Origin of the sequence: Burkholderia oklahomensis C6786 (assembly GCF_000959365.1) — a bacterium.
In the GTDB taxonomy this organism is placed as follows: domain Bacteria; phylum Pseudomonadota; class Gammaproteobacteria; order Burkholderiales; family Burkholderiaceae; genus Burkholderia; species Burkholderia oklahomensis.
Map to the genome: position 1 here is coordinate 74819 of NZ_CP009555.1, position 15769 is coordinate 90587.

14 protein-coding genes and 1 pseudogene are annotated in these 15769 nt (G+C 64.9%); 9 read left to right on the forward strand and 6 right to left on the reverse strand.

Annotated elements, in window-relative coordinates; genetic code table 11:
• The first annotated feature begins 103 nt into the window (after positions 1 to 103).
• The gene (locus BG90_RS00280) at positions 104 to 370 is read left to right on the forward strand and encodes a PAAR domain-containing protein (RefSeq protein ID WP_010115879.1); all 267 of its coding nucleotides are present in this window, start codon (positions 104 to 106) and stop codon (positions 368 to 370) included.
• A gap of 23 nt (positions 371 to 393) precedes the next feature.
• Positions 394 to 1800, forward strand: a complete 1407-nt coding sequence (locus BG90_RS00285; RefSeq protein WP_045568268.1) for a hypothetical protein — start codon at positions 394 to 396, stop codon at positions 1798 to 1800.
• A gap of 79 nt (positions 1801 to 1879) precedes the next feature.
• Here the strand turns inward: BG90_RS00285 and tssF are convergent, their stop codons facing one another.
• Positions 1880 to 3730: a type VI secretion system baseplate subunit TssF gene (gene tssF / locus BG90_RS00290; RefSeq protein WP_010122528.1), complete on the reverse strand. Its 1851-nt coding sequence runs from the start codon at positions 3728 to 3730 to the stop codon at positions 1880 to 1882.
• Positions 3731 to 4015: 285 nt separating this feature from the next.
• Between tssF and BG90_RS00300 the strand changes: the two genes are divergently transcribed.
• From BG90_RS00300 to BG90_RS31385, 3 genes and pseudogenes are all read left to right on the forward strand, one after another.
• Positions 4016 to 5151 (forward strand): IS3 family transposase gene (locus tag BG90_RS00300; RefSeq protein ID WP_374189749.1). Its coding sequence is split into 2 segments (ribosomal slippage): positions 4016 to 4280 and positions 4280 to 5151, totalling 1137 coding nucleotides; the frame shifts between segments, so codons are not numbered across the junction.
• Between the two features lie 63 nt (positions 5152 to 5214).
• Positions 5215 to 5400 (forward strand): annotated as a pseudogene (locus BG90_RS31380) (integrase core domain-containing protein); the annotation flags it as partial.
• A 174-nt stretch (positions 5401 to 5574) separates the two neighbouring features.
• Positions 5575 to 6246 carry a type III secretion system effector phosphothreonine lyase gene (locus BG90_RS31385; protein ID WP_010122524.1) on the forward strand — a complete coding sequence of 224 codons (672 nt, stop codon included), beginning with the start codon at positions 5575 to 5577 and terminating at the stop codon, positions 6244 to 6246.
• 233 nt (positions 6247 to 6479) lie between these two features.
• On the opposite strand, the gene BG90_RS00305 is transcribed toward BG90_RS31385, so the two are convergent.
• The 5 genes from BG90_RS00305 to BG90_RS37700 all read right to left on the reverse strand — a co-directional run bounded on the left by BG90_RS00305 (position 6480) and on the right by BG90_RS37700 (position 10589).
• On the reverse strand, positions 6480 to 7466 hold the full coding sequence (locus tag BG90_RS00305; protein ID WP_107950886.1) for a helix-turn-helix domain-containing protein: 987 nt from the start codon (positions 7464 to 7466) through the stop codon (positions 6480 to 6482).
• A 137-nt stretch (positions 7467 to 7603) separates the two neighbouring features.
• The gene (gene tnpC / locus BG90_RS00310) at positions 7604 to 9226 is read right to left on the reverse strand and encodes an IS66 family transposase (RefSeq protein ID WP_010122519.1); all 1623 of its coding nucleotides are present in this window, start codon (positions 9224 to 9226) and stop codon (positions 7604 to 7606) included.
• A gap of 99 nt (positions 9227 to 9325) precedes the next feature.
• Entirely contained in the window at positions 9326 to 9679 is a 354-nt protein-coding gene (gene tnpB, locus BG90_RS00315) for an IS66 family insertion sequence element accessory protein TnpB (protein ID WP_010122518.1), read from the reverse strand.
• A complete protein-coding gene (gene tnpA, locus BG90_RS31390) occupies positions 9679 to 10152 on the reverse strand; it encodes an IS66-like element accessory protein TnpA (RefSeq protein ID WP_010122516.1) in 474 nt (157 codons plus the stop codon). Before tnpA ends, tnpB begins: the two co-directional genes overlap by 1 nt.
• Positions 10153 to 10457: 305 nt before the next feature.
• Positions 10458 to 10589 (reverse strand): hypothetical protein, encoded by a 132-nt coding sequence (locus BG90_RS37700; protein WP_257791830.1) that lies wholly within the window; start codon positions 10587 to 10589, stop codon positions 10458 to 10460.
• Positions 10590 to 10685: 96 nt separating this feature from the next.
• Between BG90_RS37700 and BG90_RS00320 the strand changes: the two genes are divergently transcribed.
• The 4 genes from BG90_RS00320 to BG90_RS00335 all read left to right on the forward strand — a co-directional run bounded on the left by BG90_RS00320 (position 10686) and on the right by BG90_RS00335 (position 15765).
• Entirely contained in the window at positions 10686 to 11603 is a 918-nt protein-coding gene (locus tag BG90_RS00320; protein WP_010112332.1) for a LysR substrate-binding domain-containing protein, read from the forward strand.
• A gap of 195 nt (positions 11604 to 11798) precedes the next feature.
• Entirely contained in the window at positions 11799 to 13151 is a 1353-nt protein-coding gene (locus tag BG90_RS00325) for an MFS transporter (RefSeq protein WP_010112330.1), read from the forward strand.
• Positions 13142 to 14386, forward strand: a complete 1245-nt coding sequence (locus BG90_RS00330) for a metal-dependent hydrolase family protein (protein ID WP_010112328.1) — start codon at positions 13142 to 13144, stop codon at positions 14384 to 14386. The genes BG90_RS00325 and BG90_RS00330 overlap by 10 nt, the downstream gene beginning before the upstream one ends.
• A 401-nt stretch (positions 14387 to 14787) precedes the next feature.
• On the forward strand, positions 14788 to 15765 hold the full coding sequence (locus BG90_RS00335; protein WP_232239087.1) for an iron-containing redox enzyme family protein: 978 nt from the start codon (positions 14788 to 14790) through the stop codon (positions 15763 to 15765).
• The last annotated feature ends 4 nt before the right edge of the window (positions 15766 to 15769 follow it).

Genomic DNA, 15769 nt, shown 5'->3' on the forward strand with positions numbered 1-15769 from the left:
AATGCCGATTAGCCGGTAAAATCGGCCCCGCCCGCGTTGCACGCGGGCCGAAATCGACCCGCTCGACGCATGCCCGTCGAGCGTCCCGCAAGGAGACCACTGCATGGCACGCCCGTTCATCGTCCTTGGCGACAAGCACAGCCACGGCGGCACCGTCACGACCGCGGCCGCGACGTCCGCGATCCACGGCAAAGGCATCGCACGACGCAACGACCAGGTCTCGTGCCCGATCCACGGACCGAACCCTATCGTCGAAGGCGACGACACGATGATCATCGACAACGAAGGCGTCGCGCGCGACGGCTACCGGACCGCCTGCGGCGCGGTGCTGATCGCGAGCCAATCGAACACGGGCGGCGACGCGGCGTGACGGAAGCACCGACGGGGAATCGCATGAAGCAGCAGCGCGCGTGGTTGAGCAAGACGGCATTCGTGGCCGCGGTGTTCGTTCTGGTGTGGATCGCGACGATCGCGTACTGGAAAGCGACCTACCATCCGCCGAGCGGAACGGAACTGCTGCTGTACGGCATCGCGCTGCCGTCGCTGCTGTCCGTGGGCGTCGCGTGGGGACGCAAGGCCGTCGGCCAGCCGCGCGAGTCGCAAGCCGCCGCACCACGGGGGGCCGCCCCCACCGCGCCCGCGGCCGATGCCGCGCAGGCCGCGAATGAAAAAGCCAGCCGCACATGGACGATCGCGCTGCTCGACAGCGCCGTGCGGCTCCCGACGGGTGCGACGACCGCCGAAATCGACGATGCCGCCCGCGACGAAACCGCCGTCGGCCTGCACCCCGAACTACGGCGCCCCGACGGCACGGGCGTGTTCGCGAGCGGCGTGGCGTCGGTTTCGCTCGATCATTTCGACGAAGGCTTGCTGCCGCCCGGCGCCGGCGCTGCGCTGACCGACGAACATTGGCGCGCGCTGCTGCTCGCCGCGGACACGCTCGACGAATTGCTCGAGCGCCACGCGGTGCTGTCTACGGGCGACGCCAACCGCGCCGCCCAGCCGCTCAAGCTGCATCTGCTGCTGCCCGAGCGCTGGCAGCCGGCGGCGGCCACGCTCGCCGCGTGGCTCGACGCGCACGTCGCGCGCGAACGCTGGACGCCCGGCGTCGAACGCGTGCAGACGAGAACGATCGCGGACCCGGTGCAGGCGTGGGCGGTCGTCGACGAACTGATCGCATCGCTCCATCACCAGCCGTCGGCGGCGAGCCATATCGTGCTGGCGTGCGATTCGTCGCTGAGCGAGACGACCGTGCACGCGCTCGACAATGCCGGCAGGCTCTTCGGACACAATCAGCCGAATGGCCAGGTGCCGGGCGAAGGCGCATGTGCGCTGCTGCTCGCCCATCCCGCGTCGGCTGATGCGGCGGACGCAGCGCGCATCCACCGGCTCGTCGCCGCTCGCCGCCCCGATTCCGGCGACGCGACGGCCAAGCCGTCGACCGATACGCTCGCACAATTGCTCGATGCGGCGCGCGCGCAGACGGCCACGCCCGGCCTCGAGATGGCCGGCTGCGGACTCGTCAGCGACGCGGATCAGCGCAGCAGTCGCCGCACCGAAATCGCCGGCGCCACCGGGCGGACATGGCCCGACGACGCCCGCGAACGCTGCCGCCACCTCGGCATCACGAACGGAGAAAGCGGCGCGGCACTGGCGCTGGGCGCGATCGCGGTCGCCGGCTGGCGCGCAATCGAAGAACAGCAGCCGACCTTCGCGGCATCGATCGGCGATCCGGTTGCGCGCGGCGTGATGCTCGTCACGCCCGCGCCGAGCGCGCCCGACCTGGCGGCCGCGGCCTGAGCAAACGCGGCGGCGCGCATGCGGCGCGCCGCCGCCACGCCCGCCACGCCCGCCACGCCCGCCACGCCCGCCACGCCCGCTAGATCAGGAATCCGCCGCCCGACCGGCGCGGGCATCGGCACAGCTCGTCACCGGTTTGATTCGACACGAGCACGAGCTGCGTGAAGCCGGTCGGCGCAACGTACTGGCTCAGCAGACAGTCCATCAGTTGCGCGAACGTATTGACGCCGGTGCCCGCGAAGCAGTCTGCGTCGACCGTGATGCGAATCTCGAGCCCCCGCACGACGCTCGCGAACGGCTTTTCCGATACCCAGGCCGTCACGGGCTTCTGTGATACGTCGACGACACCCGCGATCTGGCGAGCCGTTGCAGGTGACTCCTGCAGGTCGTGAAGCTTGAGCATGTCGCGCACGGCGCCCGCGCCGCCCGCGAGCAACAGCGAATTCAACGAGAGCTGCGAGATCAATCGCCATAGCGCGCCGCGCTCCTCCCGGAAACGAAGCGGCCGCGTGGGCCGCTGCAGCAGACTGATCCGGCTCGCGAGCGTGCCGCCTTCCATCATCAGATCGCCGCCCGGCATGCCGGGCGGCAGTTGTTCCGGCATATCGCGATTGCTGCACGTGAGCGCGAAATCGAGACCGGGCGGCGGCACGGCCGGCTCGAGCGCGCCGTCGACGAAGCCGAGCGACAGCTCGTGCCCCGGCTCGCTCCGCGCGATCAGCGCGTCGCGACGCATCCGCCAATACAACGAGGCCCGCGTCGCGTGTCCGCCGTGGTACAGCGAATGAAGCGACTGGAAGAACGTGATCCGATCGCCTTGCGGGGTGTCCTGGACCTGCTTCACCGCATCGACCGAATAAACCTCGTACGCATAGGCATTCTGCTTGTCGACGACGAGCGGATACATCTGCGTGTCCGACGCGGCGCTCGGCTGCGCTCCAAGCTTGCCGGACGTTTCGAACAGATTGACCACCGGCGTGCAGCCTAGCTGCACGTGCTCGGCGCTCAGCGATTCGAGCACGTTCGCCGTCGCGGAATCGGCCGGAATGTCCTTCAGCAGCAAATGGAGCGTGAACTGCCGCCCGCCGAGACGCCCGGCTTGGCGCAGGTCGCAGTCGAAGAAGCCGAACTTCTCCGGAAACGCGAAATACTCGGTCAGCAGCGGATACGCGGGATGCACGGTCTCCGGGCAAGGGATCAGGCTGTCCTCGCGCGACACGCCGACCGCGGCGAACGGCACCCGGTCGAGCGCCGCCCATCGCCCGCTGCGATCCGGTTCGACGTACGCCTGCAACGCATGAATCGACAGCGCATCGCGCAACGCGGCGCTCATCAGCGGCTCGCCGCGAACGTACAGCCGAACGGCGTCGAGCTTCAGGTCGGCGACGGACGCATGCGGCGAACGGATCGCGAAGGTCAGCGAGATCTGCGCCCCCGCCTTCGGCGGCAGCCGGAACGACCGCGGCGCCTGCGACATGCCGTGAAAGCGCGCGGCGGTCAACTGCAGCGGCGACAGCGTCACGTCGTAGGCGGTGCGGAAGAACATCTTCGCGCCCTTGACGGGCCGGCTGTAAAGCTCCGTGCCGCGCGGCACGACGACCGACGCCGACATCTGCGCGGCGCGGCTCGCATCCACGTCGAAGCAGGCGATCGCGCACGACGGGAAGGCCCGCAGGTAATGCGGATAGAGCACCTCGACGAACGCTTTCGTGAATTCGGAGTAGTCGTCCTCGATGTGCCGCGACGCACGCGCCCCCGTCAGCGCGAACGACTCGAACAACCGCTCGACCTGGGGATCCTCGCTGCTGCCGTCGGCGCCGCTCGCGAGCTGCATGCGGCTCGCGATCTTCGGATAGCGTTCGGCGAAATCGCGCACATGGCGGCGCAGGAACGCCAATTCGCGTTCGTAGTATGAGAGGAGTTCATCCATCAGCGATTCTCGAAAGTGCCGTCGCACGCCGGTCAGCCGATGACGACGACGCGACGGGTCACTCGTTCGGCGGATTCGCGAACGGCCGGAGCCGCTGGGCGGACCCTCAATGGACGAACGTTGCGCGGACAATCAGCCAGGGCCGACGCGACGGCCCACTTTACCGGAACATTCAGGTGCAGTCCACGCCGCGCCCCGAGAGGTGGCCGCGCAAATTCAGACAGTCGGATAAGTGGTTTGACCGGGGCCTGAGCCAGCGATAATGCGGGCAAAGGAACCGAGGACATGACGAAACGAACCCGACGGACGCACTCAGCGGCCTTCAAAGCGAAGGTGGCGCTGGCAGCAGTCAAAGGCGAGCGGACGCTGGCCGAGTTGGCGCAGCAATTCGATGTGCACCCGAACCAGATCACGGGATGGAAGAGACAGTTGCAGGAGCGCGCGGCCGATGTGTTTGGCTCAGCTGGTGCGACATCGAACGAGCCGCCGGTGGACGTGAAGACGCTGCACGCAAAGATCGGCGAGTTGACGCTGGAGAATGATTTTTTAAGCGGCGCGCTCACCAAAGCGGAATTGCTGAGCGCAAAGCGATGATTGACCGTACGCACGCGTTGCCAGTATCGCGGCAAGCCCGGGCACTCAGCATCGCGAGGTCGAGCGTCTACTATCGGCCACAGCCGATCAGCGAGGCAGATCAATTGCTGATGCGCCGGATCGACGAACTGCACATGGAGTTTCCGTTTGCCGGGGCGCGGATGCTGGCACGCCTGTTGCGCCGGGAAGGACACGAGACTGGTCGTCGACGTGTGCGCACGCTGATGAAGCGCACGGGTGTCGAGGCGCTGTACTGCAAGCCGAACACGAGCCGCCGCAACGCGCAGCACAAGATCTGGCCGTATCTGCTGCGAGGCCTGAAGATCGAACGGGCCAACCAGGCATGGGCACTCGACACGACGTACATTCGGATGGCGCGCGGGTTCGTGTATTTGACGGCGGTGGTGGACTGGGCGAGTCGCAAGGTATTGGCGCACCGGGTAGCCATCACGCTGGAAGCCGTGCATGCCGTCGAAGCGCTGGAAGAAGCGTTCGCCCGCTACGGGTTGCCGGACATCGTGAACACCGATCAGGGCAGCCAGTTCACGGCGGACGCGTTCACCGAGGCCGTGCTGGGTCGGGGCATCCGGCTGCCGATGGACGGCAAGGGAAGCTGGCGCGACAACGTGTTCGTCGAGCGCGTATGGCGCAGCATCAAGTACGAGGAAGTCTATCTGAAGGCCTACGAGTCGGCCAGCCATGCCCGGCGTTCCATTGGCGAATACATCGAGCTGTACAACCGGAAACGGCCCCATTCGAGCCTGGCGGATCAGACGCCGGATGAGGCATACTTCGCGACGCTGTCTGCGATCAAATCGGCAGCATGACTGCCTCGGACATTCCACTTAAAAATATCGAAAACCTGTCCGAACGAGCGAGACCACCTCTAACTACGCGACGAATTGCTGAACCGTGAATGGTTCCGAAGCCGTGCCGAGGCCAAGGTGCTCATCGAACGCTGACGGCAGTTCTACAACGAGCGCCGGCCTCACAGCGCACATCGCTATCGACCTCCGGCCACGGTCCGTCGAGCCTGGCTGGATTCCGATAATATCGACGCGAGACTCACTGCCTGATTGGTCACAAAATTCCGCCGCAGGTCAAGGGTAAATCCAATATCATCGGTCAATTTTTGATAGACAGGACAGTGGGTCATGGTATGCAATGTATAGCGTCCACCTCATGCTCATTGCTCTTCTGTCATGCCTATCCGACCAAACCTTAAGCTCAATCTCCCTCCTTTGAATGTGATGCCTGTCGCCAATGCGAAAACACAATCGACATTGGAACATTTATGCACCAATAGGGAAAACTTGCGCCAACAGATGCATGCTTTTCCATTACAGCTCTTCGGCGAAGCTCTGCATGCCCCAGACTATGCAGGAATGCGTCAGATCGGCTTCGCCTCTAAGAGTCACGGTTTCATGCTAGAGAACACCGATCTCGACGCTTTCATACATGCCCGTCGCGAACCGCCGAAATGCTTGGGTGAGTTTGCAGGGGACAAATTTCATATCAGCGTGCAGCGAGAGCAGGTGCCACAGGCATTCCAAGCTCTAACCGGGTTGCTATTCTCCGAATGCAGTCCAATCGACAAGTGGAAGGTGACAGATATTGAGCGAGTTGACCATCAATCTCGCGTCGGTTTGGGTGCACAGTTCACCTTGTATGTAAAACCGGACGGCGATGACTCGCAGTACGGTGCGGCGTTACTAAATACAGTGCGGAATTTTGTAGAGCATTTAGAGTTGGAATTGTCCAAGCACGGAATTTCACCGGGGCTACACCCCGAGTCCGATGTGCGTCCTGAGCATTGGCAGTACGTCAGCTATCGGAACGAGCTGCGCAGCGAACGCAATGGAAGTGAAGCACAAAGCCAAGCCTTAAGCGTCGAACCGTTCTATCGGTTGATGACGGAATAAGTTCCCTGGATAGCCCCGTGTATGCGTCGCTTGCCTGTGCGTTTACCCAGTTCGTGAAAATGTGAACAGACGCTCGTGTCGTGCTCTGCGGGTGTCGTTCGTGGATCGCTTACTTATGAGAGTTCCACAACACGAGGAAATACAAATGGCCGAGCAGACCAAATGCCCCGCATGAGGGAGGACCCGCAGTGAACCTGTCCGAATTTTTGTGGGTGAGGCGGTTGAACAGCGCGTTATCCGCGTGCCTGCGTGAATCGCTCGCCGAACAGGATAGCAAACTGGTTCATCGCTGATTTCCAGTCGAAGGCGGCCCGCACGGTTTTGGCCAGCACATTGCGCAGCGCCAGCCAGAGCAGCTTGATCGCCGCCTCGTCATTCGGGAAGTGACCACGCGTCTTGATGATCTTGCGCAACTGCATGTTCAGACTTTCTATGGCGTTGGTATGGTCGATGTCCTCCAAGGCCAGATACAGCTCGTATTCGTGATGCTCGGGGTTGCCGCAGTATTCGGTGCCGCGGTCTGTCAGCACGCGTAGCAGCGGAATGCCGAAGCTGTCGAAGAACGGGACAACGCGATCGTTGAGCAGGTCCGCCGCCGGCAAAGGTGTCTTGCGATCATAGAGCTTGGCGAATGCAACCTTCGAGTAGGTATCGACGAAAGTTTGCTGGTAGACACGGCCGACGCCCTTGAGGCTGCCGACGTAGAACGTATCCTGCGCGCCGCAGTAGCCCGGGCATTCGGACTCGAATTCGCCGTGCACTTCCTTTTCGTGCTTGGCGCGTTCGAGCGCGACGAGCTGCGCCTCAGTCAGCACCAACCCCTCCTGGGCGGACTTGGCTTCCAAGGCCTTCAAGCGCTTCGGCATGGTCTCCAGATCATGGCGCAACCAGATGCTACGGACGCCTTGTGGCGAGACGGACAGAGCATGCCGTTTGAGGACCTCGTTGGCGATACGCACCTGACCGTAGGCTGGCAATTCGAGGGCCAGTTCGACAACGGCGGCCTCGACCTGCGGATCCACGCGGTTCTTCAGCAGCGGCCGGTGGTGGGAAATCTCCTGCAGCGCAGCTTCACCACCTCGATCGTACAGTTCCTTAAATCGGTAGAAGCTGTCGCGCGAGTAACCCATCACGCGACAGGCCTGGCTGACGTTGCCGAGTTGCCGGGCCAGCTCGAGTATGCCGACCTTGGCACGAATTACCTTCTGCTCCTGAGTCATGGCGGACTCCTTGCTGTTCGCGGCGCGCATTGCCGCTACGGGCTACGCCCTCCGCGCCAATGCGCGCCAGCATGAAAAACCAACCACTGTCAGATTTAGTCTAGTCCACCGCAGATGACCGGGGCGCGCTCGCTGCGTCAGCTCACGCTCGCCTCGGCTTGCCGCTTCGCGTAGTTGAACGGCAGCAGATCGCTGATGTCCGCATCCGGAGCACGCTGCGGCAACTCGGTCAGCACGTGCAGCAGCCAGGCGCGCGGTTCGACGTCGCAGGCACGGCACGTGAGCATCATGCTGTACACTATCGCGCTCGCCTTCGCGCCAGCCTCTGTATCGCTGTACAACCACGATTTTCTCGCAGTGGCAAACGGCCTGATGTCGCGCTCGATGACGTTGTTGTCGATGGGCAAACGGCCGTCGTCTACGTAGCGAATCAGATACTGCCATTGCCGGCGGCAGTAGCCGATCGCCTCGCCGAGCAAACTCTGTGGCAGTACCTTCGGCGCCAACTCGTCGAGCCATGCCTTGAAGGCGTTCAGCAGCGGTACGCTGTGCTGCTGGCGCAGGCGATACCGGCAATCGGTCAGCGTTTCGCTTTCAGGAACGGCCTGCTTCGCCAGCGCCTCGACCTGATACAGCGCCTGGAAGAACTCGAGTGCCCTCGTGATGCGCGGGCTGGGCTTGTTCTTCTGGCCTTTGAGCGCGTCCGTAAACAGCCTCCTCGCGTGCGCCAGGCAACCAAGGTGCTTTGCCGTCTTCACCGTACGCCAGGCGGCCCAGCCGTCCGACATCAGCACGCCTGCATAGTCACCGAGGAAGGCGCGCGGATGCTCCCCACCGCGGCCCTGCTGATACTCGAACAGCACGACCGGTTGTTCGCTATCCGCGGCGCTGCGGTAAACCCACATGTACGACTTGTCCTGCGCGTTTCGTCCCTGTTCCTTGAGGGCCTGAACCGTGGTCTCGTCGCCGTGGATCAGCCACTGGCTGCGCAGAATCTGCTTGAGCGCCTCGTAGATCCGCGTGTAGTGCAGCTCCGCCGGGCGGATGATCCAGTTCGCCAGCGTGCCACGGCTGACCGCGATGTTCGAGCGCGCGAGCACATCCTCCATCCGGTACAGCGGTGTGCCGTCGACGTACTTGCCAGCCGTAACGGTGGCGATCATCGAGGGACTTGCATAGCTGCCCGGCAAAGGTTGAGCCGGCATCGACGCAACCACGATCGGCGTACGCACACCGTGACGTTCGCAGTGCCGGCACGCATATTTGGCGCGCGCGTGCTGCAGCACCGACACCTTGACCTCCATGTGCAACTGCTCGCTGACTTCTTCGCCCATGAGATGCATCCCCTTGCCGCAGCACGGGCAGATCTTCTGGTCTTCGGGCAGGTCGTATTCAATACGCTCGCGCGGCAGATCTGCGGGCAGCGGCTTGCGGCCACGCTTTTTGGGCGCAGGCTTGTTGAGCTCAGGCAGCCCGGTGTCCGGCAGCGTAGCCACGTCGCTGTCCTCGTCGGCCGGCTCCGCGTCGGCAGCTTCTTCTGCCTCGTTGAACACACGATCACGGCGCTTCTCGCTCTTCGGCGCGTACTGCCGGGCCAGCGCGAGACGATATTGCTCCTCAAGCGCATCGAGGCGCTTGGTCAGTTCGTCTATTCTGGCGTCACGCTCGGCAATACGCTTCGCATCGGCGGCAGCGCGCGTTTCGAGTTCGTGGATGTAGGCCTTGGCGGCCGGCGGCAGTCGGATGAGATCGGCTTTCATGCGCTTCACGATAGCGAAGCGCGGCGTCGCACAGGTTTACGCAGAATTGTAACGACCGTGTCGGCTGTTGTTTACCGGCAACATTGGCAACGACGGGCCTCAACTCGTGAAGCAGTACTGCCGTGTGGGATGGCGGCGCACCGCATCGACATCGACGCCGTCGAGCAGCAGGTGCAACTGCTCGGTCGTGAGCTCGATCACGGTCTGCTGACGGCGGGGCCACACGAAACGGTCTGCCTCGAGCCGTTTCATCATCATCCAGAACCCGGCACGATCATAGAGCACCAGTTTCACGCGATCCCGTTTGCGGTTGTGGAATCCGAAGACGGCCCGTGCAAGCGGGTCCAACTGCATCGACTGCTCGACCACCGTCACCAGCGTGTTCAGTCCGGCTCGGAAGTCGATCGGCTCGCGATGCAGGTAGATTCGCAGATCGTCGTCGAAGCGAAACATCAACGCGCTCCCAGCGCGGCGATCATCGCTTTAACGAGTGGCGTATCCTGCGCCGAGCATTCCAGATCCATCACGACACCGTTGGGCAATCGGACCGACAGGCGCGCTTGCGGCGGCGCTGACTTCAGTGCCGGAGGAGAGTCACGACGAGTCGGCAATGATTCCGTAGGCTGTGCTGACTTCACCATTGCGTTCCCAATCGACACGACGGGAACAAACGCGGAAGGCTCGGTTTCCATCGTCCGCGGCTGTCCGGCAACGATGCTTGCCTTGCGGTACATCTCGACCCATTTGCGCAGTTGGTTCGCGTTCACCCCGGCCTTGAGCGCCAGACCAGATAGTGACGCACCGGGTTGCAAGCATGCCTCGACCAGACGGCGTTTCCCATCAGGGTCGAACGACCGTTTGCCGCGCGCGGAAACGTGCATCACCTTCAGGGGCAGGAAATCAAGGTCAATCGTGTCAGTTGTCATCGTGGCTGCGTCCGCAAGTGTGGGTTGCGGACGCAATCGTGGATCGATTCATCGGCGCCGGCTAGGTGCGGAGAATTTTGCGCTTACCGTGATCCGGTTTTTACCGGCCGGCCGGCCCATTCCAGTCCATCCCCATGGCAGTAGCGCCGATATGGCCTCGGTAGCTTACAGAACTGGAATCAATCTTCGTTAATCATGAAATAATCCGAATCAATCGAATCGATTGAAGCGACATCGAACAAATCGGATCGATACCGGACAGACCGCACCCTTGTTTCCCGGTTATGAAAATCGCCGAAATCATTTCAAAAATCATGTACGGGATTTTTTTTATTTACTTTACCGTAACGAATTTCGAGGGTCAGTGATTCATCGCGCATGACATGTTTCAAGCAGATCCGGATGCCTGCGGGGATCCGGTTTGCCGTATCGGCCATGCGGCATCCTTTGTGCAACGGGTCGTGATGCCGCCGCTCGGCCGCCTCCTCAATTACAAGACGTCATAGCCATAGTCGTCACCGGATCCTGAGACAATGCGAATCTCCCCCCTTCCCCCGCTGCAATGTCTGATTGCGTTCGAGGCGTCGGTCAGACACGCCAGCTTCACCCGCGCCGCCAGCGAACTCAATCTCACCCAGAGCGCGATCAGCCGGCAGATCGGCCAGCTCGAGGAATTCCTCGGCCGCGCGCTGTTCCTGCGCGAGCCGCGCGCGTTACGGCTGACGGTGGCCGGCGAGCGTTACGCCGAACGCATCCGCGCGCTGCTGGAGGAATGCTCCGAGGCGACCTTCGAAATCATGAAGCGCTACGGTGACCTCGATCTCGCCGTCGCCTGCTCGGCCGGCGTCGGCACGCTGTGGCTCACGCCGCGCCTCAGCTCGTTCTGCTCGGCCCACCCGAACATCAACCTGCGCCTGATCGTGCGCGACAGCCTCGCCTCGCTCGCGCCGTCCGAATTCGATGTCGGCCTCTATTACCTGCGCGACCGCTGCGAATCGCACCTCGATTCGCAACTGCTGATCGACGAGGAGGTGTTCCCGGTCTGCTCGCCCGACTATCTGGGCGGCCGGCTGCTGTCGCCGGCGGAGCTCGTGGAGGAAACGCTGCTGACCCACGAGGACCGCCAGCGGCCGTGGATGTCGTGGGATGAATGGCTCGAACTGAACGGCGTGGCGATGCCAAAGAAGCGGCGCATCATCGTCGCGAACCACTATCCGCAGCTAGTGCAGATGGCCGTCTACGGGCAAGGCCTCGTGCTCGGCTGGAACCAGATGATCGATCACTACCTGGAGACGCGGCAGCTCGTGCGGGCCACGCGCGAGAGCGCCACCAACGGCGGCGGCTACTACATCGTCACGCCCAACGAACGCTCGATGAAGCGGGCCGTGGCGCTGTTCAAGCGCTGGTTGACCCAGCAATCGGCGCCGAACGAGCTATTGATCAGCGCCTGAGCCTCGGCATCCGCTGCGCATGCACTGCACGCATGCGCGGATGCAAATATTTCGTTTCGCTTGCCGCCCCGCCTCCTCTAGCATCGGACCTGAATTTTCCCTGACACGCCGAGCGCCTTCCACGGCCCAGTGCCCGAAGCGCGACCGGCGCGGGAATGAACCTGACCCGCGACGCATCTGATAGGAATCCTTATCATGAGTGGAGCCCTTCTGTCCGGCCTGCCGCAGCGTGCGCAACCCGCACGCGGCTGGCGCACCGTCTGGGCCGCGGCGCTGGGCAACGCGTTCGAATGGTTCGATTTCACGCTCTACGGCTTCTTCGCGCCGGTGATCGCCACGCTGCTGTTTCCGGCCGCGGACCGGCTGACCGCGCTGCTGATGGCGGTGGTCACGTTCGGCGTCGGCTTCGTGATGCGTCCGGTGGGCGGCATCGTGCTCGGCATCTTCGCCGATCGGCACGGCCGTCGCCCGGCGCTGGCGCTGACCGCACTGCTGATGGCGCTCGGCACGAGCCTGATCGCCTGCGTGCCGACCCATGCGCAGATCGGCGCCTGGGCGCCCGCGATCGTGGTGCTGGCGCGCCTGCTGCAAGGCTTCTCGGCCGGCGGCGAAATGGGCGGCGCCACCGCCTACCTGACCGAGATCGCGCCGCTTGGCCAGCGCGCCTACTATGCGAGCTGGATCCAGTCCGGCGTGGGCTTCGCGATCCTCTGCGGCGCGCTGCTCGGCACGCTGATGACCACCGCGCTCGACACCGAGGCACTACACGCCTGGGGTTGGCGCGTTCCGTTCCTGGCGGGCATGCTGATCGGCCCGATCGGTTATGCGATCCGCAGCCGACTCGACGAGACACCGGCGTTCGCGGCCGTCGCGGCGCGCGGGCCCCGCCGCTCGCCGCTTGCCGAGGTGGCGCACGGCTACCGCCGCGAGACGCTGGTCGGCATCGCGCTCGTGTTCCTCTGGACCGTCTGCACCTACGTGCTGCTGTTCTATATGCCGACCTACACCACCCAGGTGCTGGGGCTCGCGCCACGGGCCGGTTTCGTCGCCTGCATCGCGGGCGGGGCGACGCTGATGGCCGCGGCGCCGCTGGCCGGCCGGCTCGCCGACCGCCATGGCGGCAAATGGCTGATGGCGGGCGCGGCGGCAGCGATCCTCGTGCTCGCCTACCCGATGTTCGCGTTCATCCACCGCGTGCCGACCGTCGCCGCGCTGGTGGGCTTCCAGCTCACGTTCGGCCTGCTGATCGCCGGCTACACGGGCCCGATCCTCGCGGAATTCACGCGGCTGTTCCCGACCGCCGTGCTCTCCACCGGCCTGTCGCTCGCCTACAACCTCGCGGTCATGCTGTTCGGCGGTTTCGCGCCGTTCTTCATCACCTGGCTCACGCATGCGCTCGACAACGCGCTGGCCCCGGCGTTCTACGTGATGGCCGCCGCCTTCGTGAGCCTGATCGGCACGCTGCTGCTGCGCGCACCGGCGCCGCAAGCGGCGCCCCTCGCCCGGACGACGCGCACGGCACGCACCGGAGGCCGGCCATGGCACTGATCGTGATCCGCGGCGGCAACGTGCTCGACGTGGCGCGCGGCGAATGGCTGCCGCACCACCATGTCGTGATTGAGCGCGAGCGCATCGTCGAGGTGTCGGAACGGGCGCCGGCGCTGGCCGATGCCCATGTGATCGATGCGCTCGGCAAGACGGTGATGCCGGGCCTGATCGACTGCCATGTCCATGTGCTCGCCTCGCACGCCAATCTCGGCTCCAACGCGGCCCAGCCCAACCTGCTCGCGGCCATGCGCGCGCTGCCGATCCTGCGCGCGATGCTGCTGCGCGGCTTCACCAGCGTGCGCGACGCGGGCGGCGCCGACGGCGGGCTCGCGCAGGCCATCGCGCTGGGCCTCGTGACGGGGCCGCGACTGTTCCCGTCGGGCAAGGCGCTGTCACAGACGGGCGGCCATGGCGATTTCCGCATGACGGGAGACAGCGCCGATCCCTGCGATTGCCATGCGCGGGCCGGCGCGATCGCGCGCGTGGCGGACGGGGTCGACGCCGTGCGGCTGGCCGTGCGCCAGCAAATCCGCGACGGCGCCACGCAGATCAAGGTGATGGCCTCGGGCGGCGTGGCCTCGCCCGTCGACGAGATCGGCCATAGCCAGTATTCGGAAGCCGAGATCCGCGCGGCGGTGGACGAGGCGCGCGCGGCCAACACTTATGTAATGGCGCACGCCTACACGGGCGCGGCCATCACGCGCGCGATCCGCTGCGGCGTACGCACCATCGAGCACGGCAATCTCGTCGACGCTGCGGCGGCCGCCCTGATGCGCGAACACGGCGCCTATGCGGTGCCCACGCTCGTCACCTACGAGGCGATCGCGCGCTGCGGCGCCTCGGGCATGCCGGCCGCGGCGCTCGACAAGCTCGCGGCGGTGCGCGAGGCGGGCCGCGCCTCGCTCGAGATCTTCGCGAACGCGGGCGTGCCGATGGGCTTCGGCACCGACCTGCTCGGCGACATGCATCACCTGCAAGGCGAGGAATTCCGGCTGCGCGCCGAGCGGCTCGGCAATCTCGAGGCCCTGCGCGCCGCCACGACGGTGGCCGCGCGGATCCTCGGGCGGCCCGACACGCTCGGCACGATCGCGCCGGGCGCGATGGCGGACGTGCTCGTGGTGGACGGCGATCCGCTCGCCGACATCGGCGTGCTGGCCGGCAACGGCGAGCGCATCGATTACGTGCTGCATGGCGGACGCGTGCAACGGCGCGGCGAACTGGTCGGAGTCGATTGACAGGCAAGCATCAGGGCGTGCGCGGCACAAGCCGTGCGCGCTGAAACAGGGCGGAACGGCCCGCCGGGGCGCGACAGCACGATCAGCGCGACCCGGCACCGATTCCGCCGACAGGGTTCCGGCAGCGGCGGGCAAGCCTTCGGGCGAGCCTGCCGCCGCCGGAGCGGGCGGGTTGCCGGGCTTCCCTCGGGAAGATTGGGCGATCCATATTTCAGCGTCATCCTTCAAGGAGAAAATCATGCGTATCAAGCGTACGAAGCGCGTGTGTCTGATGAACGACGGTCTGTAATTCCGGCGTCTTCATCTTCCGCCCGAGCCGTCTCGCCGCCTGGCGAGGCGGCTCCCGTTCCGGTCCCGGCCCGCGCCCAGCGGTGGCGCCGTCCGAATGGAGAATCATCGTGATGCACATCACACGCCCCATGCTGCGCAGCGACAGCGCGATCCGCCGCCTGGACGACTGCCTCGTCATCACCTATCTCGACGAAGACTACGAAATCGAATTCGACGATCCTGCGTCGCTGCCGGCCACCGAGATCCTGCTCGGCCGCCTCGACGGCACGCGTACCATCGACGAGCTCTCGCACGACGCCGGCGGCCTGCGCCCCGAGCAGGTCGCGAGCACGCTGTCGATGCTCGACGGCAATTTCCTGCTCGCCGAAGGCGGCCACGCCGGCGCGCCGATGTCGGGCCTCGCTTTCGCGCTGCATCTGGAAGACCTCTACTACAACCGCTGGATGGGGCAGGACGGAGAGACCGCCCTGGTGCGCGCCGTGTTCGACGGCCGGGCCTCGCGCGACGTGCTGGTCGGCTGGGGCTTCGAGTGCTACCACGTGACCACGCGCGCCCATGACTGCCTCGCGCCGATCATCGCGCGCATGCACGACGCGCTGCGCCCGCTCGCGATCGACTACGTGCTCGACGAATACCGGCACGACAAGCTGCTGATGAAATCGCTGCTGGCGCTCGGCCACACGCGCGAGACCGTCGAGCGCTCGCTGCCGCTGCCCTATACGCACGCGGTGATGAATCTGCTCGCGCGCTGGTCGAACACGGATCTGCTCAGCTTCATGGGCTGCCTGTTCGTGTTCGAGGGCACGCAGGATATCGGTGACGCCTATATCCGCCGGCTCGAGCAATACGATCTGCCGCCCGAATTCCTGCGCGGCCAGTCGGTGCATAACGACGTGAACAATGCGGGCGATCATGGCGCCGTCTCGCGCCTGCTCTACAGCCGCTTCCCGTCGATCTGCCCCGACGACCAGGCGCGCGTGATCCGCAACCTGCGCATGCTCTACGACGCGCAGCGGCGCAAGCACCAGAACGTGCTCGACTACTACAGCGATCCGGTGATCGGCATCCCGCGCATGCTGCCGCGCTGAGCGG

What these genes read in the sequence shown, in the direction of transcription:
- BG90_RS00280 (WP_010115879.1), top strand. Translation starts at nt 104, where the DNA reads ATGGCACGCCCGTTCATCGTCCTTGGCGACAAGCACAGCCACGGCGGC.
- BG90_RS00285 (WP_045568268.1), top strand. Translation starts at nt 394, where the DNA reads ATGAAGCAGCAGCGCGCGTGGTTGAGCAAGACGGCATTCGTGGCCGCG.
- tssF (WP_010122528.1), bottom strand. Translation starts at nt 3,730, where the DNA reads ATGGATGAACTCCTCTCATACTACGAACGCGAATTGGCGTTCCTGCGC.
- BG90_RS31385 (WP_010122524.1), top strand. Translation starts at nt 5,575, where the DNA reads ATGCCTGTCGCCAATGCGAAAACACAATCGACATTGGAACATTTATGC.
- BG90_RS00305 (WP_107950886.1), bottom strand. Translation starts at nt 7,466, where the DNA reads ATGACTCAGGAGCAGAAGGTAATTCGTGCCAAGGTCGGCATACTCGAG.
- tnpC (WP_010122519.1), bottom strand. Translation starts at nt 9,226, where the DNA reads ATGAAAGCCGATCTCATCCGACTGCCGCCGGCCGCCAAGGCCTACATC.
- tnpB (WP_010122518.1), bottom strand. Translation starts at nt 9,679, where the DNA reads ATGTTTCGCTTCGACGACGATCTGCGAATCTACCTGCATCGCGAGCCG.
- tnpA (WP_010122516.1), bottom strand. Translation starts at nt 10,152, where the DNA reads ATGACAACTGACACGATTGACCTTGATTTCCTGCCCCTGAAGGTGATG.
- BG90_RS37700 (WP_257791830.1), bottom strand. Translation starts at nt 10,589, where the DNA reads ATGGCCGATACGGCAAACCGGATCCCCGCAGGCATCCGGATCTGCTTG.
- BG90_RS00320 (WP_010112332.1), top strand. Translation starts at nt 10,686, where the DNA reads ATGCGAATCTCCCCCCTTCCCCCGCTGCAATGTCTGATTGCGTTCGAG.
- BG90_RS00325 (WP_010112330.1), top strand. Translation starts at nt 11,799, where the DNA reads ATGAGTGGAGCCCTTCTGTCCGGCCTGCCGCAGCGTGCGCAACCCGCA.
- BG90_RS00330 (WP_010112328.1), top strand. Translation starts at nt 13,142, where the DNA reads ATGGCACTGATCGTGATCCGCGGCGGCAACGTGCTCGACGTGGCGCGC.
- BG90_RS00335 (WP_232239087.1), top strand. Translation starts at nt 14,788, where the DNA reads ATGCACATCACACGCCCCATGCTGCGCAGCGACAGCGCGATCCGCCGC.